11 protein-coding genes, 1 tRNA gene, 2 rRNA genes and 1 riboswitch are annotated in these 19,259 nt (G+C 44.6%); of the genes, 6 read left to right on the top strand and 8 right to left on the bottom strand.

Translation table 11 applies throughout. The features are described 5' to 3' along the window. Positions 1 to 15: 15 nt before the first annotated feature. Positions 16 to 552 carry a single-stranded DNA-binding protein gene (locus tag AACQ75_RS15810; protein WP_170889038.1) on the bottom strand — a complete coding sequence of 179 codons (537 nt, stop codon included), beginning with the start codon at positions 550 to 552 and terminating at the stop codon, positions 16 to 18. Positions 553 to 837: 285 nt separating this feature from the next. Here AACQ75_RS15810 and AACQ75_RS15805 point away from each other — a divergent pair, with 285 nt between their 5' ends. The 4 genes from AACQ75_RS15805 (at position 838) to AACQ75_RS15790 (ending at position 7,291) form a co-directional block, all read left to right on the top strand. After that, complete coding sequence (locus AACQ75_RS15805) at positions 838 to 1,485, top strand: LuxR C-terminal-related transcriptional regulator (protein ID WP_026027842.1); 648 nt, start codon at positions 838 to 840, stop codon at positions 1,483 to 1,485. A gap of 117 nt (positions 1,486 to 1,602) precedes the next feature. Continuing rightward, positions 1,603 to 2,472, top strand: a complete 870-nt coding sequence (gene galU, locus AACQ75_RS15800) for a UTP--glucose-1-phosphate uridylyltransferase GalU (RefSeq protein WP_013857894.1) — start codon at positions 1,603 to 1,605, stop codon at positions 2,470 to 2,472. Between the two features lie 168 nt (positions 2,473 to 2,640). Further along, positions 2,641 to 5,463 (top strand): excinuclease ABC subunit UvrA, encoded by a 2,823-nt coding sequence (gene uvrA, locus AACQ75_RS15795; RefSeq protein ID WP_026029161.1) that lies wholly within the window; start codon positions 2,641 to 2,643, stop codon positions 5,461 to 5,463. A gap of 34 nt (positions 5,464 to 5,497) precedes the next feature. Next, complete coding sequence (locus AACQ75_RS15790) at positions 5,498 to 7,291, top strand: PglL family O-oligosaccharyltransferase (RefSeq protein ID WP_094163359.1); 1,794 nt, start codon at positions 5,498 to 5,500, stop codon at positions 7,289 to 7,291. A gap of 114 nt (positions 7,292 to 7,405) precedes the next feature. On the opposite strand, the gene mgtE is transcribed toward AACQ75_RS15790, so the two are convergent. The 3 genes from mgtE to AACQ75_RS15775 form a co-directional block, all read right to left on the bottom strand. Then, complete coding sequence (gene mgtE / locus AACQ75_RS15785; RefSeq protein ID WP_094128230.1) at positions 7,406 to 8,782, bottom strand: magnesium transporter; 1,377 nt, start codon at positions 8,780 to 8,782, stop codon at positions 7,406 to 7,408. 166 nt (positions 8,783 to 8,948) lie between these two features. Further along, positions 8,949 to 9,344, bottom strand: coding sequence for a hypothetical protein (locus tag AACQ75_RS15780; RefSeq protein ID WP_017050669.1), 396 nt, complete (start codon positions 9,342 to 9,344; stop codon positions 8,949 to 8,951). A gap of 849 nt (positions 9,345 to 10,193) precedes the next feature. After that, positions 10,194 to 11,315 carry a pyridoxal-phosphate-dependent aminotransferase family protein gene (locus AACQ75_RS15775; protein ID WP_170889036.1) on the bottom strand — a complete coding sequence of 374 codons (1,122 nt, stop codon included), beginning with the start codon at positions 11,313 to 11,315 and terminating at the stop codon, positions 10,194 to 10,196. 178 nt (positions 11,316 to 11,493) lie between these two features. Further along, positions 11,494 to 11,669, top strand: a riboswitch (Lysine riboswitch). Positions 11,670 to 11,778: 109 nt separating this feature from the next. On the opposite strand from AACQ75_RS15775, the gene lysC reads away from it, so the two are divergent. Further along, the gene (lysC, locus tag AACQ75_RS15770) at positions 11,779 to 13,131 is read left to right on the top strand and encodes a lysine-sensitive aspartokinase 3 (RefSeq protein ID WP_170889035.1); all 1,353 of its coding nucleotides are present in this window, start codon (positions 11,779 to 11,781) and stop codon (positions 13,129 to 13,131) included. 66 nt (positions 13,132 to 13,197) lie between these two features. Here lysC and metH read toward each other — a convergent pair whose 3' ends face one another. Further along, entirely contained in the window at positions 13,198 to 16,875 is a 3,678-nt protein-coding gene (metH, locus tag AACQ75_RS15765; RefSeq protein ID WP_170889034.1) for a methionine synthase, read from the bottom strand. A 182-nt stretch (positions 16,876 to 17,057) separates the two neighbouring features. Here metH and AACQ75_RS15760 point away from each other — a divergent pair, with 182 nt between their 5' ends. Then, positions 17,058 to 18,338: a cation:proton antiporter gene (locus AACQ75_RS15760; RefSeq protein WP_026027845.1), complete on the top strand. Its 1,281-nt coding sequence runs from the start codon at positions 17,058 to 17,060 to the stop codon at positions 18,336 to 18,338. 516 nt (positions 18,339 to 18,854) lie between these two features. Here the strand turns inward: AACQ75_RS15760 and AACQ75_RS15755 are convergent. The 3 genes from AACQ75_RS15755 to AACQ75_RS15745 form a co-directional block, all read right to left on the bottom strand. Further along, positions 18,855 to 18,931, bottom strand: a tRNA-Asp gene (locus AACQ75_RS15755). Between the two features lie 29 nt (positions 18,932 to 18,960). Then, positions 18,961 to 19,076 (bottom strand): 5S ribosomal RNA (rrf, locus tag AACQ75_RS15750). An 87-nt stretch (positions 19,077 to 19,163) separates the two neighbouring features. Beyond that, positions 19,164 to 19,259, bottom strand: a 23S ribosomal RNA gene (locus tag AACQ75_RS15745); the annotation flags it as partial.

The following is a 19,259-nucleotide window of genomic DNA, read 5'->3' as shown; positions in this document are numbered from 1 at the left end:
TCGACATTCGAACGTTTAGAATGGGATGTCGTCATCAAAATCCATTGGTGGTTCATTATACTGAGGTTGAGCCTGTTGAGGAGCTGACTGCTGCTGTTGCTGTGGTTGCTTTTGCATCGCAGGCTGCTGAGGTTGCCCCCATCCGCTACCTTGTTGCTGTTGTTGTGGCATTCCACCTTGTGCTGGAGCACCACCTTGAGCACGGCCACCCAACATTTGCATCACACCATTAAAACCTTGTACGACAACTTCGGTGGTATAACGATCTTGTCCGCTTTGATCTTGCCACTTACGAGTTTGTAGCTGACCTTCAATGTACACTTGTGAACCTTTACGTAAGTATTCACCAGCCACTTCGGCTAATTTGCCAAACAGCGCAACACGGTGCCATTCGGTTTTTTCGCGTTGCTCGCCAGTTGCTTTATCACGCCATGAATCTGACGTTGCAATGGTGATATTTGCCACAGCAGCGCCACCAGGCATATAACGAATTTCTGGGTCGTTACCTAGGTTACCCACTAAAATAACTTTATTTACTCCACGGCTTGCCATGTTTTGCTCCGTCTTCCATCATGAGTGTTCTTTAAATAGCTGACTAGGATACCACGCTTTATGCGAGGCACAAATCTTCACAGAAATAGTTGTCAAAATTCATCTCACAATCTTGCTCAATTTCCTATTTTTTAGAACCGCCACCTCTAATTTAAGGATGACAAAACACTCAGTTACCTTACTATATGAAACTAAGCGCAATTTTATTTATCTCGTTGGCTTTATAACCTAATTTCCGTCATTTTCTAGGCAGTTGTCTAACATTCTCGTCAACAGGAAGTGACCATGAGAAAAGCAAACTATACCCGCACCATTTACTTTCTTTGCTTAGATAAAGAGCAAGAACACCCTTATATTGACCATTTAACCGATCGGCTTGGACTGCCCATTCCGAAAATTGAGCCTGAAATCCTGCGCCAAACGTATTGTCCAGATAAACACAAAATATTGATGATTGACCATGCCGATTATGCGCTACTGCAGCAACGCTTGGGAAACTGCCCATTAAGCAGTCAGCATCATGAAACGATCCTTATCAATGTGTTGCAAAGATTAACCACGAATGACTTATTAACCTTTGGCCATTTAAAGGGGCTATTTTATAAAAATGACACCCTAGATAAAATTGCATTTGGGCTTGGTGAAATCATTAACGGACAAAATTGGCTACCCAGACACGCTGTAAGCCAGTTACTGCACTACTATCGCTACGCGTTTGAATCCCATACTGCTCAAGTGATTACAGACTTAACCGCCCGCGAAATACAGATCCTCCGCTGCTTACAAACTGGCGCATCGAATAACCAAATGTCGGAAGATTTATTCATCAGTGAATTCACGGTCAAATCACATCTCTACCAAATATTCAAAAAGCTATCGGTCAAAAATAGGGTCCAAGCGATTGCGTGGGCCAATCAAAATATTCTGTCTTAATTATGTGCTTTCACGCAGAATTTAACTGAGTTCACCGCTTTAGTGGTGATAGCGTTTCATAAAGCATGATAAGGTTGCGCCATCAATTAACAATTCAAATAAAAATAAGGTTATAGCATGATCAAAAAATGCCTATTCCCAGCCGCTGGCTACGGTACACGTTTTCTTCCAGCGACCAAATCAATGCCTAAAGAGATGATGCCAGTCGTCAATAAACCCTTGATCGAATATGGTGTTGAAGAGGCGATTCAAGCTGGAATGACCGGGATGTGTATTGTGACTGGGCGTGGAAAACACTCGATCATGGATCACTTCGATAAAAACTATGAGCTAGAGCATCAAATTAGTGGCACCAACAAAGAAGAGCTACTGGTTGATATTCGTGAAATCATTGATACCGCCAACTTCACCTACATTCGTCAACGTGAAATGAAAGGTTTAGGCCATGCGATTTTAACGGGTCGAGAGTTAGTCGGCGATGAACCTTTTGCGGTGGTGCTGGCCGATGACTTATGTGTCAATCAAGAAAAAGGGGTTTTGGCACAAATGGTCGCTCTGTATAAACAGTTCCGCTGCTCAATTGTTGCCGTTCAAGAAGTGCCTGAAAATGAAACACATAAATACGGTGTTATTTCCGGTGAAATGATCAAAGACGATCTGTTCCGAGTGGATGACATGGTTGAAAAACCAGAACCAGGCACCGCACCAAGCAATTTAGCCATCATTGGTCGCTACATTTTAACCCCAGATATTTTTGATCTGATTGAGCAAACAGAGCCGGGTAAAGGTGGCGAAATTCAAATTACCGACGCGCTACTCAAACAAGCGCAATCAGGCTGTGTATTGGCGTATAAATTCAAAGGCCAACGCTTTGACTGTGGTAGCGTAGAAGGCTATATCGAAGCCACTAACTACTGCTTTGAAAACATGTACAAAAAGAACGAACAAAAAGTCGCGTTGGATAAACATTCGACTCATAAAGCTTAAGTAACCGAATGCGTTAGTCACCTAATGCCTTAGTAACCTAGCGCCTCCCCAATAAAAACCACGGCAAGTCCCGTGGTTTTTATTTACTGTTTTTTTATCCAGTACCTATTTGCACAAAACTCACACTATGCAATACTTGCTTAACTTGTGTTACATAGAGCCTAGATGATGGACAAAATTGAAGTTAGGGGCGCTCGAACCCACAACCTGAAAAATATCAACCTGACCATTCCACGCGATAAACTAACGGTGATTACAGGGCTATCAGGCTCGGGGAAGTCGTCTCTCGCCTTTGATACACTCTACGCAGAGGGCCAACGCCGCTATGTTGAATCGCTGTCTGCCTATGCACGCCAATTTTTATCTTTGATGGAAAAACCGGATGTTGACCATATTGAAGGTCTTTCACCGGCTATCTCTATTGAACAAAAATCAACCTCGCATAACCCTCGTTCTACGGTTGGCACCATTACCGAAGTTTATGACTACTTGCGTCTGCTTTATGCGCGAGTCGGTGAGCCGCGCTGCCCTGAGCACAAAGTGCCACTTCGCGCCCAAACCATCAGCCAGATGGTTGATAAAGTATTGGAGTTAGCTGAAGGTTCAAAACTGATGCTGCTTGCACCGATTGTGAAAGAGCGCAAAGGTGAACACGTTAAAACGCTGGAAAACTTGGCCGCGCAAGGTTTTATCCGTGCCCGCATTGATGGTGAAACGTGCGATCTGACTGATCCACCAACCCTTGAGCTGCACAAAAAGCACACCATTGAAGTGGTGGTTGATCGCTTTAAAGTTCGTCCTGACCTACAGCAGCGCCTAGCCGAATCCTTTGAGACAGCGCTCGAGTTGTCAGGCGGTATTGCTGTGGTTACTGATATGGATGGTGAAGGCGAACAGATTGTATTCTCAGCCAATTTTGCTTGTCCACACTGTGGCTACAGTATGCAGGAGTTAGAGCCTCGGCTGTTCTCATTTAATAACCCAGCGGGCGCATGCCACACCTGTGATGGTTTAGGCGTACAACAATATTTTGACCCTGAACGCGTTATCCAAGATAGCCAACTCAGCCTCGCGCAAGGAGCGATTCGTGGCTGGGATCAGAAAAATTACTACTACTTCCAGATGCTCACGTCACTCGCTGCGCATTATGATTTTGATTTACACACCCCATTTAACAAACTGCCTAAAAAGGTTCAGGAAATCATCTTGAAAGGCTCGGGGAAAACTGAGATTGAGTTTAACTACATTAATGATCGTGGTGATATTCGGGTTAAACGCCATCCGTTTGAAGGCATTCTCAATACACTTGAACGGCGTTATCGCGATACAGAATCTAACTCTGTCCGTGAAGATTTGGTGAAATACATCTCGACCAAACCTTGTACCAGTTGTAATGGCACCCGTTTACGCATCGAAGCTCGCAACGTATTTATCAATGACACCGCACTCCCGGAAGTGGTGGAACTGAGCATTGCCGATGCCTTGCAATTTTTCCAATCTCTTGATTTAGAAGGCCAACGAGCACAAATTGCTGAAAAAGTAATGAAAGAGATCAATGACCGTTTGCATTTCCTCGTCAACGTTGGGTTGAATTATCTCAACCTTTCTCGGAGTGCTGAAACCCTGTCAGGAGGCGAAGCACAACGGATTCGCTTAGCGAGCCAAATTGGCGCTGGACTCGTTGGGGTAATGTACGTCTTAGATGAGCCATCGATTGGGCTCCACCAGCGTGATAACGAACGGCTATTAAAAACGCTCACGCATTTGCGCGATCTAGGCAACACGGTATTGGTTGTAGAGCATGACGAAGACGCCATTCGTATGGCCGATCATGTAATTGATATTGGCCCCGGCGCTGGTGTGCATGGTGGGCAAGTCGTCGCAGAAGGGAATGTGAATGACATTATTTCCAACCCTAATTCGCTCACAGGGCAGTACTTGAGCGGCGCGAAAAAAATTGCGATTCCTACCGTGCGTACCCCGAGAGATCCCAAGAAAACGGTGGAGCTTATCGGCGCGTCGGGTAACAACCTCAAGACGGTTGATTTATCAATTCCTGTTGGTTTATTTAGCTGCGTAACCGGAGTTTCAGGCTCCGGTAAATCAACCTTAATTAATGATACCTTTTTTAAAATTGCTCATACGGCCTTAAATGGAGCCACCACAGCAACGCCTGCTCCATATCAAAAAATCAAAGGGTTAGAGCATTTTGATAAGGTCATCGACATTGACCAAAGCCCGATAGGCCGAACTCCCCGCTCAAACCCGGCCACCTATACGGGCATTTTCACACCGATCCGTGAGCTATTCTCAGGCACTCAAGAGTCTCGCTCTCGAGGCTATAAACCGGGTCGTTTTAGCTTTAACGTACGCGGTGGACGCTGCGAAGCATGCCAAGGTGATGGTGTGATTAAGGTTGAAATGCACTTTTTACCCGATGTTTACGTGCCATGCGATGTGTGTAAGGGCAAACGCTATAATCGTGAAACATTGGAAGTCCGCTACAAAGGCAAAGCGATTGATGAAGTGTTGGAGATGACCGTCGAAGATGCTTACGCTTTTTTTGAGCCCGTACCGATGATCGCTCGCAAACTCAAGACTTTGATTGACGTGGGTTTATCCTACATACGCCTCGGACAAGCGGCGACGACATTGTCAGGGGGCGAAGCTCAACGCGTCAAACTGGCTCGTGAACTATCAAAGCGCGATACAGGAAAAACCTTGTACATTTTGGATGAGCCAACGACTGGCTTACACTTCCATGATATCCAACAGCTCTTGACCGTACTGCATCGCCTACGCGACCACGGCAATACCGTGGTGGTGATTGAACACAACTTAGATGTGATTAAAACCGCAGACTGGGTGATCGACTTAGGGCCAGAAGGTGGACAAGGCGGCGGCGAAATTATTGCTCAAGGAACGCCCGAAGATGTGGCGCAGATCGAAGGTTCACACACAGCACGCTTTCTTAAGCCTATGTTGAAATAGAAAAAAACGGTAAAGTAAAGAAACCAGCAAGTGGTTGCTGGTTTCTTTTAATTGGAACGCGAGACCTATGGCAACATTGCATCTAAGCGGTACACAACTTGAAGCACAAACACCCGCCATCCCCTTAAACAAACCCTTTTTGCTTTCGATTGGCATTCTCTATTTACTGGCAATGCATTTTTTTATGCCCAACCCTGGTGGCTCAGGTCTGGCTTTATCTTTTAATCCAACCACTTGGCTTGCCCTTAGTTTTACGCTCTCATTAGGTCTGTATCAACTCGCATCTAACCGTAGGTTACGCTATTCCAAACTGACCATCGGTCTTTTCATCAGTTGTACCATCATGACGATTCCGCTGCTTTATACGAATGCTCAAATTGAGTCGTCGCTGAGTCGAATGTTAGGACTATGGACTGGGCTGCTTTTTTTTGTATTGCTGCAACAATTTCGTTTTAGTAACAAACATAAGCAGCGATTACTCTGGTTTATCGTACTCGCGGTATTGATTGAAACTCTATTTGGTCTGTACCAATACTTTTTGCTTTCACCCGATAATATTTTTGGCTACAACACCCTCATCAACCGCCCTTACGGCATTTTTCAGCAACCGAATGTGATGGCAAGCTTTCTCGCGACAGGGCTGGTTATGTCCGGCTATTTACTGGCTCGTCAACCGAAAAAGTACAATCAGCATGTTAGCGAAGTGAGCCTACTTTATGTCACTCCACTGCTCACTGCACCATTGCTGGTGATATTAGCCTCGCGCACTGGCTGGATTGGTGCGGTACTCGGCACGCTTTTTGTTCTGCCTTACCTATTTAAATTTTCGACGCCTAAACGATTTTGGGGATGGAGCGCTGCAACGCTATTGGGTATTGCTTTAGGGTTTGTCGCTGTCTATTCCCAAGGCACGGGCGATTTTCTAGAGAATAAGGCTGATTTAGAGAGCCCTCGCCGTTATACCTTTCCTCAAACCATCGATATGGTCATAGAAAAACCCTTCACGGGTTATGGCTATGGCAAGTTTGAATCTGAATATTTGCTTTATACCGCAAGGCAACACCAATTAAACCCTAGCTACCAACCGGGGTTGGCGTCGATGGATCATCCTCATAATGAATTACTATTCTGGGCGGTGGAAGGCGGTTTGTTACCTGTTCTAGGGATCACACTGGCCATGCTTTTCGTGCTCATGCGGATGTATTCGGCCAAGAAAGGGACCAGGCTTGCGATGTTCGCCCTTTTCATCCCTATCGTGTTGCACAGCCAACTCGAATACCCATTTTACCATTCTGCCATTCATTGGATAACCTTCATTATTCTGCTTTTTTGGGTTGATCAACGCGTGGCTAAATACCGTTCGGCCCCTTTTGGCCTTATCAGTAAATCCCTGTTTCGAGTATTGAGTTTAGTAGTGCCGATTTTGACTGGCTTTTATATGCTCAGCGCACTGCACAGTAATTACGTGCTTACCCAATTTGAGAAATCTCAACCCAAGAACCCGGATATCCTACAAAAGGTGACGAACCCTGTGGTTTGGAAAGACCGTTTTGATTGGGATGTCTACAGCACTTACCTCAACATTGGCCTGTATAATCAAGATCCTAAATTGATTACGCCATACATCGACTGGTCATTGGCCATCATAAAACATAAACCGCGTCCTGCTTTTTACAATAATCTGATCTTGGCTTACCAAGGTATTGGTGACGAAAGCCGCGCCGAGCAAATTCGCTCCGAAGCCGCATTTTTGTTCCCCAATATGGATTTCAGTGAGGTGCAGTATAGTCCGCCAACCAGTTCGGCTGATCGTTCGTCTGCCAATTAAATCAAGCATATGAGCCTTATTCATAAAAAAAGCTTTCCCAAAAATAGAGAAAGCTTTTGACCGTTGGGCTTATTTCACACTCCAACCCGTAGATCTCACTGCCAGATGAGTGGCTTACGTCACTGGTGGAAAATCCAACACCATGGTAGCAACGCTGAAATAGATGATCACCCCGATAGAATCCGCAATGGTCGTGATCAACGGAGCACTGGCTGACGCAGGATCGAGCTTAAACTTATTCAGAATGAACGGAAGGAGCATTCCAACAACACAACCAATAATCACCACAATTTGCATCGTTACCGCAACGACAAAAGCGATATCACTGCCGCCTCGCCAAAAACCCAATAAAGAAACAGCAATGGCCATTGTTGCCCCTAATAACGCCGCAATCCCTAACTCTCGCACCAACATGGATAGCCAATCTTTCATCACCACTTCACCAGTGGCTAAGGCTCGAACCATCAACGTAGCTGACTGGGATCCTGCATTACCGCCGCTATCAATCAATAGTGGTAAGAAGAAGACCAAGGCGACATAGGTTTGAATCGTCTCCTCAAAGTACGCAATACCAGCACCAGAAAAAAGATTACCAAAGACTAACAACACCAGCCAAAACACACGTTTCTTGTACATTAGCCATACGCTGGCTTCTTTAAGGTTACCGGTAAAACCAACCGCAGCGACTTTATGAAAATCCATATCCGCTTGCTGCTCGGCCACGTCCATCGCATCGTCATAAGTCACTATACCGACCAAACGAAATTGCTCATCAAAAACAGGCACCGCAAGTAAATCGTATTTACTGATGGCTTGCGCTGCACACTCTTGATCTTCATCGGCTCGCACAAACACTGTCTCTTTGGTCATGATGTCAGAGACAAGCGAGGTTGGTTGTGCCAGCACTAAATCCTTAAGCGAAAGTGTACCAAGTAAGCGATTCTGTTTATCAATCACATACGCTTGATAGATGGTTTCCCTCTCGTTGGCCATTTCACGTAAACGCGCTATAGCCTGCTGCACATCATCATCGGCGTTTAACGTCGCATAATCTGTCGTCATGATGGAGCCGACCGAGCCTTGAGGGTAGGCTGCAAGTTGTTGTACATCTTGCCGCTCTTGTTGATCCAGTAGAGCAAGTAGCGGCGGTTGGCGCGTCTCATCCAAGTGAGCATATAAGTCAGCCCTTTCATCATGGGGCATAACTTGAAGCACTTTCGCAAGCGCTTCGAGCGGCATTCTCTCCACCACTTTTTCTCTGATAGGCTCAGAAAAATACCCCAATAGCGCCGCTTGACGAGCGATTGGCATCAATTGCACCAGCTCAAAGACATCCTCTTCGCTCAAGGTCTGATTAGCCAACTGCTCAGCGAAGACTTGAGCAATATCAGCGATAGGATACTGTTCCATTAATTGATTTAAGTTTAATGGGTCACGATTAAAATTAATCGCAGCGAGTTCTAACGCTATTTTTTGTAATTTCATTATCATATCTCAGCCGATATTTAACTTTAAAAATAAACATAATAATTTTAAAGCTTATTTTTAGAATCAATGTATTCAATGAATAACTTAAATTTTAAGCACACTGTTCCAATCTCACTAAAATTTCATTTAGTGAAGTTGAGCGACTTATTTTAAAGTTTGTTAATATTTATTATATAGAATAGGCGCCAATCACTCGATTCCGACTATCGATGATAGGAATCATAGGCAAATGACTGTCTAATAATAACTTTCTAGCTTGAACCTTATCCATTAAGGCCGATACGGCAATATCGCTTTTGTGCATAATATCTTTCATGATGATATTCATCTGTGATACCACCACCTTGCTTAAATAAACAAATCCTAAGTATTCACCTGCATCACCAGAGATAAAGATAAGGTTTAAACGCTTATCGGTTAAGGACGATGAGCGTAGAATCGCAATCACCGCCTCTACAGATAGCGATGCGCCTACACAAATAAAGTTGTTATCCATTTCGGTTTGAATAGAGTGAGCAGCAGGTAGCCGGTTGCCCATAGCTAATGATGTGTTGTACATAACCATCTTTGTATCTCCTTGAAACTATCAAGGCAAAGAAACCAAATTATGCAGAAAATCCACGTAACTGAGCTGCAATAAGCTTATACCATCAAGCTCAAGCATTCCCCGCCTTGAACAAGCAAGTTAGGAGAAGATAAAGTCAGTCAAATAGAGAAGCCGTGTACTTGCGAAAGTTCTAGCGGTGTACAGATGACACGCAAGAAATTCAAAAGCATTCACGCTCTAGCCAGTAGAAACGCTGTATTGAATAAATCATATGATCGACTTAAACAAACACGATACTCTATAAAAAGAGTGTGATATTGACAGGAGAGAACAAGAAAAGGAGCTTCGTTAGTATGAATACCAACTTAGCAAAAGCGAGGCTTTAAATGAAAAGTTGGCAACAAAACGTAGGCTTTTCTACTAACCAGAAAATACCACACTTGGATAATCGACTACTCGACGAGTCCATAGGTTTCTATTGCACCTCTAAAAAGTTAATAATAAGTATGCTTTCTCAGCGCGGTTATCCTAACGCAGATAAAATAATGGTCAACCAAAACAATCGAACAATGTTCATTTTTTACAATACCATGACAATACAAAGTAGCATCCAAACCTGTTCTAATATTTAGGCCACAAACTTTAGCATCGTATATTTATTATAAATACAAAAAATGCCACTTATATTCATAGGAGTAATTAAACCATTAACGGAAGAATTTATCTTAAGACATCAATCACGAGTATTCCACTCACGCTAGGGAAGAGCTAACAATAAAAATGAATTTTATGATTGATGCTGAAACGAACAACGTTCAGCATCAGCACCACTAAAAAGGAGCAAATGCTCCCTTATGTGTTTTTTTGCTAATTTGTTAATGACTCTTCTAACGCCCGCAAGCATAAGGCCACGTTTTCACTGCGCGCCCCATACCCCATTAGGCCAATACGCCACGCTTTACCCGCTAAAGCGCCAAGACCTGCGCCGATCTCCAAGTTGTATTGATTGAGTAAATGTGCTCGCACTTTAGCCTCATCAACCCCCTCTGGAATATAGATCGCATTCAATTGCGGTAAACGACAATCTTCAGCAACGACAAATTCAAATCCTAATTTTTCTAGGCCCAGCTTTAATTTGTCATGCATCACACGATGACGTGCCCACGCCTGCTCTAGACCTTCGTTTTTCAACACCAGCAAGGCTTCATGCAATGCGTACAAACTGTTAACTGGCGCAGTGTGGTGATAACTGCGTTTGCCTGCACCGCTCCAATAACCAAGCACTAAGCTTTGATCTAAAAACCAGCTTTGAACGGGGGTTGTGCGAGATTGAATTTTTTCAATCGCTTGCGCTGAAAAAGTCAGTGGCGATAAACCCGGAGGGCACGATAAGCACTTTTGGCTCCCAGAATAGACGGCATCGAGCTGCCATTGATCCACATAAAGTGGTACGCCGCCTAAGGATGTCACTGCATCTACAATACTCAGCATGTTGTTTTGCTTAGCCAGCAAACCTAATGCTTGCGCATCACTCAATGCACCAGTTGACGTTTCTGCATGGACAAACGCGAGAATTTTAGCATCAGGGTTAGCCTGTATGGCTTGCTCGACTTTATCGAGCGAAACGGGGGCTCCCCACTCATCATCCACCAGCACAGCCTCTCCGCCACAGCGCACTACATTCTCGCGCATACGCTCGCCAAAAACGCCATTGCGACACACGATGACCTTATCTCCCGGCTCAATCAGGTTGACAAAGCACGCCTCCATACCAGCGCTGCCCGGCGCGGAAACCGCGATGGTAAACTCATTTTCCGTTTGAAAAGCGTATTTAAGCAGCTGCTTTAGCTCATCCATCATCTGGATAAAAAGCGGATCTAAGTGGCCAACGGTCGGCCTGCTCAGCGCTTGTAATACTTGAGGGTAAATATCTGACGGGCCTGGCCCCATCAAAATTCGCTGGGGTGGGTTAAAACTGGTAATGGACATAGTTGCTCCTTGCTTGCGGCCAAATACGAATACCCAGAGTAAAACAAATCCACTGATGCAACAATTCGACCGAAGTCTAGAGGTCAAACCAGTGTCACACTCTGGTTAATTTTATTTTACATTTGGACTTAATTAGCGATTGACATTAACAGTTCAAAAACGTTCAATGAATGAGCTATCTAGCAGAAGAGGAGCACTGCCCAGGCAGATGTTTTGTGGAGCCTCAACTCCAAAACAAAACATTAATGGGGAGCAGTGCCGAGATAAACCAAGGTTGTGGATTTGGTTTATCGGTTGAATGGGCTGAATCCCTTCAACTGTCATCAGCAACCCTGATGAAGAGCTTCTGAGGTAAACCAATCATAAAAACACCTCTTTATTTGCTCTAGAAAAACTCTCTTCAAACATTGGACGTTGGTACACCAACACTATTTTTATTTCAGGAAGTCGTGGGAGAAATGCCGTGAGCGCATTCAATGTCGCCAAATTTGGCGGAACAAGCGTTGCTAACTTTGAAGCAATGAGCCTTTGTGCCGCTGTGATCGAAAATAATCCAGAGACCAAATTAGTCGTGAGCAGTGCCTGCTCTGGCGTGACGAATTTATTGGTTGAATTAGCCAATGGCGTACAAGATGCCAATCAACGCTTAAGTATTATCAAACAGTTAGCTGATATTCATCATGCGATTATTGATAAACTTGCCGACCCGCTACAAGTTGAAAAAGAGGTACACTCAATTTTAGATATGGTGGCCAGTGTCGCAGAAGCGGCCTCTTTTCAAGCGAGTAAAAAACTGACCGATCACTTAGTGGCTTGTGGCGAGTTAATGTCGACCTTCATTCTGACGCAATTACTGCGTGAACGTGGCATGGATGCGATCCGTTTTGATATTCGAGAAGTGCTGCGTACTGATGATCACTATGGTCGGGCGGAACCGCAATTAGAGCAGATCCAGCAATTAGCCCAAGAGAAGTTAACACCACTTTGTCTGCAACACGTAGTGGTAACTCAAGGTTTCATCGGCGCTGATGAACAAGGAAATACAACCACATTGGGCCGAGGCGGCAGTGATTATTCTGCGGCCTTGATAGCCGAAGCGGTACAAGCTTCTGGCTTAGAGATTTGGACTGATGTGCCGGGGATTTATACGACCGATCCTCGCATTGCGCCTAAAGCCGCTCCGATTGCGGAAATAAGCTTTAGCGAAGCATCGGAGATGGCAAACTTTGGCGCTAAGATTTTGCATCCATCGACGTTGCTGCCCGCGCTTCGCCACGATATCCCTGTGTTTGTCGGCTCCTCAAAAGAGCCTGAAAAAGGCGGCACTTGGATCCGTAAACGTGTGGAAAGCTCACCTTTATTTAGAGCCTTAACCCTACGCTGCAATCAAACCATGGTTACGCTACGCAGCGCTAGCATGTTTCACGCATACGGCTTTCTTTCGAAGGTGTTTGAAATTTTAGCCAAACACAAAATTTCGGTGGATCTGATCACCACCTCTGAAATCAGCGTCTCATTAACATTAGATAAAACCGATACCTCAGGTGGAGCACCTGAACTGCCTCAAGCGGTGCGCTTAGAATTAGAAGAGCTGTGTAAAGTTGAAGTCGAACATAATCTGTGTTTAGTTGCGCTGATCGGCAACAACATGAGTGAAAGCAAAGGCTATGCAAAACAAGTTTTTAGCACCTTAGAAGATTTCAATTTGCGTATGATTTGCTATGGTGCCAGCCCGCACAACCTCTGCTTTTTATTACACGAGTCGGTTTCTAAAGCGGCAATTCAGAAACTTCATCAAGATTTATTTGAACAATAAAACCACATTGAGTAGTAACACGCTGAATAAAAAACAGGTTGGCTTAGCCAACCTGTTTTTTATTACTTAATCTAAATTCGGCCCAAGCCATTTTTCCGCTTCTTGCGCATTCCAGCCTTTACGTTGCGCGTAATCTTGCATCTGATCTTGCTGAATTTGTGCAATGGCAAAATAACGAGAGTCAGGATGCGAGAAGTACCAACCTGACACCGAAGCACCTGGCCACATAGCGTAACTGGTGGTTAAAGACATATCGATGGTTTGCTCAACCTGCAACATCTCCCACAAGGTGCCTTTTTCCGTATGCTCAGGACACGCAGGATAGCCCGGCGCTGGGCGTATACCTTGATATTTCTCACGGATCAAATCATCGTTCGACAACTCTTCGTCAGCAGCATAGCCCCAAATTTCTTTACGAACTTGCTGATGCAAATATTCCGCAAAAGCCTCAGCAAGACGATCAGCTACCGCTTGGATCATGATGGCGTTGTAGTCATCGCCTTGCGCTTTATATTGGTCTGCTAATTCTCGCTCACCAATTCCGCCTGTCACGGCAAATGCGCCGATCCAATCTCGTTTACCACTCTCTTTTGGTGCAATGTAATCGGACAAGCAGTAGTTATAACCTTTGGGCTTTTCGGTTTGTTGGCGTAAGTGATGCAGAACATGAGCAACCTCGGTGCGCGATTCATCGCTATACACTTCGATATCATCCCCCACACTCGCGGCCGGGAATAAAGCGCAAATACCGCGAGCCTTGAGTAGCCCTTCTCGCTCAACTCTATCAAGCAATGCATTAGCATCATGGAATAAACTTTGCGCTTCCTCTCCCACCTCTTCGTGTTCAAAAATCGTCGGATATTTACCCATCAATGACCATGTCATGAAAAATGGTGTCCAGTCGATGTAACGACGAAGGGTAGCCACATCAAAATCATCAAACACATGTACGCCCAATTTAGCCGGAACTGGCGGCGTATAGTTATCCCAATCGATAACCGCTTTATTTGCCCTTGCCACTTCTAATGAGACGGGTTTAGTACGGGGGGTTTTACGGTGATGTTGATCACGCGTGCGTTCATAGTCGATGTTTAATTTTTCAACAAAAGCAGGACGTAACTCATCAGAAAGAAGCGAAGAACAAACGCCTACTGCGCGCGAAGCATTGTTCACATACACAACAGGCTGGTGATAATTTTGCTCAATTTTAACTGCGGTATGTGCTTTAGAGGTGGTTGCTCCGCCAATCAAAAGCGGTAATTTAAACCCTTGTCGCTCCATTTCTTTGGCGACGTGCACCATTTCATCTAAAGAGGGAGTGATGAGGCCGGATAACCCAATGATGTCGACATTCTGTTCTTTCGCGACTTTAAGGATCTGCTCGCATGGCACCATAACGCCGAGGTCAATGATTTCGTAGTTATTACACTGCAAAACGACGCCAACGATATTTTTGCCGATGTCGTGTACATCCCCTTTAACTGTGGCAAGAAGGATTTTGCCATTATTAGAACCTGCTTGCTTAAGCGCGTTGATGTAGGGCTCTAAATGCGCAACGGCTTGCTTCATAACGCGCGCCGATTTCACTACTTGCGGCAGGAACATTTTCCCTTCGCCAAAGAGGTCGCCGACCACGTTCATTCCATCCATGAGAGGCCCTTCGATCACATCCAATGGGCGAGTGGCATTTTGACGAGCTTCTTCCGTATCTTCAACAATATACTCGGTGATACCTTTGACCAACGCATGCTCTAAACGTTTTGCGACTGGCCATGAACGCCATTCAAGCGCACTGGCATCCTCTTCCTTACCGACACCTTTGTTCGCATATTCAGCCGCAATATCCAGTAAGCGTTCAGTGCCATCGCTGCGGCGATTGAGAATGATATCTTCGACTGCTTCACGCAGTTTCTCAGGCACGTTATCGTAAATCTCAAGCTGACCGGCATTGACGATACCCATGTCCATGCCGTTTTTAAAACAGTGATAAAGGAATACAGCATGGATCGCTTCACGCACATAGTTGTTACCGCGAAAAGAGAAAGAGACGTTGGAAACCCCGCCGGAAATCATCGCATAGGGTAAATTACGTTTGATATCAGCCACGGCTTCGATAAAGTCCACAGCATAATTATTATGCTCATCAATACCAGTCGCAACCGCGAAAATATTGGGATCAAAAATGATATCTTCAGCAGGGAAACCAACCTCATCAACCAAAATTCGATAAGCTTTGGTACAAATTTCAAGTTTTCGCTCACGGGTATCCGCTTGGCCTACTTCATCAAACGCCATCACGATCACAGCAGCACCATAGCGGCGAATGAGTTTAGCTTGTTCAACAAACTTCTCTTTTCCCTCCTTGAGGGAAATCGAGTTCACAATCCCTTTGCCTTGAATGCATTTGAGACCTGCTTCAATTACCTCCCACTTAGAAGAATCAACCATGATTGGTACTTTGGAAATATCCGGCTCAGAAGCGCATAAATTGAGAAAGCGGACCATGCAAGCTTGCGCATCCAACATCCCTTCATCCATATTGATATCGATGATTTGTGCACCGTTTTCGACCTGCTCTCGAGCAACATGCAGCGCCTCATCATATTGCTCATCTTTGATTAAACGCTTAAAACGCGCAGAACCAGTGACGTTAGTTCGCTCACCTACGTTGATGAATAAGCTCTCTTTGGTAATCGTCAGCGGCTCTAGACCGGATAGACGACAAGCCACTGGAATATCGGGTAACGCTCTTGGTTTCACACCTTCGACCACTTTTGCCATTTGTCTAATGTGCTCAGGAGTGGTTCCACAACAGCCACCAACAAGGTTCAAGAATCCTGCTCGCGCCCATTCCCCGATGTGCTGCGCCATCTCATCGGCTTCAAGATCATACTCACCGAATGCGTTAGGCAACCCCGCATTGGGATGAGCCGAGACATAACATTCGGAAATACGTGATAGCTCTTCAACGTATTGGCGCAATTCATCCGGACCGAGTGCACAGTTCAAACCAAATGAGATAGGCTCAACGTGTCGCAGTGCATTATAAAAGGCTTCGGTTGTTTGCCCAGAAAGCGTTCGACCAGAGGCATCGGTGATTGTCCCTGAGATCATCACGGGCAGTTTGTAACCCAACTCTTCAAACACACAATCCACCGCAAAGGCACAGGCTTTAGCATTTAAAGTATCGAAAATAGTTTCAATCAAAATTAAGTCGCTGCCGCCACGAATTAAAGCACGTGTTGATTCTGAGTAAGCTTCAACTAATTGCTCAAAGCTGATATTTCGAAAACCAGGGTCATTCACGTCAGGGGAGAGCGAGCAAGTGCGGTTTGTTGGCCCTAGCACTCCTGCTACATAACGAGGTTTCTCAGGCGTTTTCGCCGTCCATTCGTCAGCAGCTTCGCGTGCAAGTTTTGCAGCAGCGAAATTGATCTCATCGCTAATGGCTTGCATATCGTAGTCGGCCATTGCGATGCTCGTCGCGTTGAAGGTATTCGTCTCTAGGATATCAGCACCTGCTTCCAAGTAAGCACTATGAATTTCTTTGATTAACTGAGGCTGCGTCAAGACGAGAAGGTCATTATTTCCTTTCAGATCGCTTGGCCAATGGGCAAAGCGATCTCCGCGATAATCTTGCTCTTCCAATTTATAGCTCTGAATCATGGTGCCCATGCCACCATCAATCAATAATATTCTCTGTTGCAATTGAGCTTCAATTTGACTTCTAACTTCTCTTCCCACAGTACAGCCTCATTCCTTTTGGTTATTCGCTCATCCTATCATATAACCATTAGAAATCTAGACGTCTAAACTTCACTTTAATTATCGTTTGATACATCTGCAATCATGGCTAAAAAGTGTTTGCTATTTGTACATCATCCAAGGAGAATTTCATTCATATTTTGTTACACGACGAGAAAACAATGTCTGTCTATTACACTTTATGCTTCCTATCAGGAGCAGCAATGTTGATTGCCTTTCTAAACAGTAAGATAGGCAATATGCAAACCACTATCGCCATTACAGCAGGATCGATGATGTTGTCATTATTGATCTTAGTTGCAGGTCAAAATGATTGGTTTCATCTAACTCAAATAGCGACAGAAACCGTCAACAGTATTAACTTTGAAAATTTTCTGCTCAAAGGAATACTCGGTTTTCTACTTTTCGCTGGCGGCCTAGGCATCAAATTACCCAACCTAAAAGATCAGAAATGGGAAATCGCGGTTCTTGCACTAGGCGCAACGCTATTTTCAACCTTCTTCATCGGTTTTGGGCTATACGCCTTCTGTCAATTTATCGGTATTCACTTCGATCTCGTTTACTGTCTGCTATTTGGTGCACTCATATCACCAACAGACCCAATAGCCGTATTAGCTATTGTTAAAAAGTTAAATGCACCAAAACGTATTTCAACCCAAATCGAGGGAGAATCGCTCTTTAATGATGGTTTTGGTTTGGTTATCTTTGTCACCATTTTCACTATTGCATTTGGTACGGAAGCACCAACCATAGGTAGTGTAACTATGTTGTTTATTCAAGAGGCAATGGGGGGCATCCTGTATGGCCTAGCTCTTGGGCTATTATTCCACTACCTCATCAGCGCCACCGATGATCACTCAATGGAACTGCTTTTAACCATTGGTATACCGACTGCTGGCTATGTTTTTGCAGATGTTATTCATGTTTCCGGACCTTTAGCTATGGTTGTATCAGGGATAATGATCGGCAACTGGACACGCTTCATTGGCTTTTCAAAAGAAAGTGAAGAACACCTTGACCACTTTTGGGAATTGGTTGACGAATTTTTGAATGGTGTGCTCTTCCTACTTATCGGTATGTCGATGCTACTCTTCAAATTCCATGAAGAGGACTGGATATTGATGGCTTTCGCCATTCCTCTTGTCTTATCTGCTCGCTATCTAAGCGTTTTTTTCTCTTACATCGGCTTCAAGCGTTACCGCTCCTACAACCCATGGTCAATAAAGATACTAACTTGGGGAGGGCTACGAGGTGGGCTAGCACTAGCAATGGCACTTTCTATTCCATCCGGCATATTAGTTATCCCAGACAAGCTTATTGATGTAAAAGAGATAATCCTTGTTATGACATACGCTGTCGTGGTGTTCTCAATACTTATTCAAGGTTCAACAATTACCCCATTGATAGATAAAGCAAAACAAGCTGAAAAGTCGTCAATGTAGAAAGAAAACTGTCAGTAATGACTGATCAAATCAATTTTATCCCTAGCCGATGTTCTAAAACATCGGCTTTTGCTATCTTTACTTTGTTACTCCTCTCTCTATATCTACTGGAATACCAATTTAAAAAATATGATCTAATTAAGGCTGTTGAACTATGGTGAAATATCACTATGGATAGCTTTAAGCTGGCGACCCTATTCAAATGAAGGTTTGATGGCGCCTCTCCACACCCCAAAGAAAGTCATTCACGTACACAAATAATCACACAATAGCTTAGAGTCAGCTGAACAAGTTTGAACAAACAGGTTCAATGATTATTGAAGAAGGACGCCAAGTAAAACTACGGACTACTAAGCGAGCCCTAGCTAATCAGAGTGTTACGGATTACAAGGAGTGAATATGTAAGTATGCGTAGAATTGATTTTTAGAAGACGGCACTGAGAGTGATAAAAAATAAAATGCTATTTTGCTAAAACGAAAAAAGCCCTGCTATTACTAGCAGGGCTTCTTAATAAGTGGCGGAGCGGACGGGACTCGAACCCGCGACCCCCGGCGTGACAGGCCGGTATTCTAACCAACTGAACTACCGCTCCGCAGCGTGTCTGGTTAGACAATATTCAAAGCCTGGCGATGTCCTACTCTCACATGGGGAGACCCCACACTACCATCGGCGCTGTTGTGTTTCACTTCTGAGTTCGGCATGGAATCAGGTGGGTCCACAACGCTATGGTCGCCAAGCAAATTTCTTAATTCGGAAAGCTGCTTCGTTCTCATTCACACATTCAATGTTCTTCCATTGAGTCCACAAAACCCCTTCGGTGTTGTATGGTTAAGCCTCACGGGCAATTAGTATTGGTTAGCTCAACGCCTCGCAGCGCTTACACACCCAACCTATCAACGTTCTAGTCTCGAACAACCCTT

This window comes from Vibrio sp. B1-2, assembly GCF_963888445.1.
GTDB classification, from domain to species: domain Bacteria; phylum Pseudomonadota; class Gammaproteobacteria; order Enterobacterales; family Vibrionaceae; genus Vibrio; species Vibrio anguillarum.
This window is presented reverse-complemented; position numbering and strand designations above follow the sequence as displayed.

What these genes read in the sequence shown, in the direction of transcription:
- uvrA (WP_026029161.1), top strand. Translation starts at nt 2,641, where the DNA reads ATGGACAAAATTGAAGTTAGGGGCGCTCGAACCCACAACCTGAAAAAT.
- mgtE (WP_094128230.1), bottom strand. Translation starts at nt 8,782, where the DNA reads ATGATAATGAAATTACAAAAAATAGCGTTAGAACTCGCTGCGATTAAT.
- AACQ75_RS15775 (WP_170889036.1), bottom strand. Translation starts at nt 11,315, where the DNA reads ATGTCCATTACCAGTTTTAACCCACCCCAGCGAATTTTGATGGGGCCA.
- AACQ75_RS15805 (WP_026027842.1), top strand. Translation starts at nt 838, where the DNA reads ATGAGAAAAGCAAACTATACCCGCACCATTTACTTTCTTTGCTTAGAT.
- AACQ75_RS15810 (WP_170889038.1), bottom strand. Translation starts at nt 552, where the DNA reads ATGGCAAGCCGTGGAGTAAATAAAGTTATTTTAGTGGGTAACCTAGGT.
- galU (WP_013857894.1), top strand. Translation starts at nt 1,603, where the DNA reads ATGATCAAAAAATGCCTATTCCCAGCCGCTGGCTACGGTACACGTTTT.
- AACQ75_RS15760 (WP_026027845.1), top strand. Translation starts at nt 17,058, where the DNA reads ATGTCTGTCTATTACACTTTATGCTTCCTATCAGGAGCAGCAATGTTG.
- AACQ75_RS15780 (WP_017050669.1), bottom strand. Translation starts at nt 9,344, where the DNA reads ATGGTTATGTACAACACATCATTAGCTATGGGCAACCGGCTACCTGCT.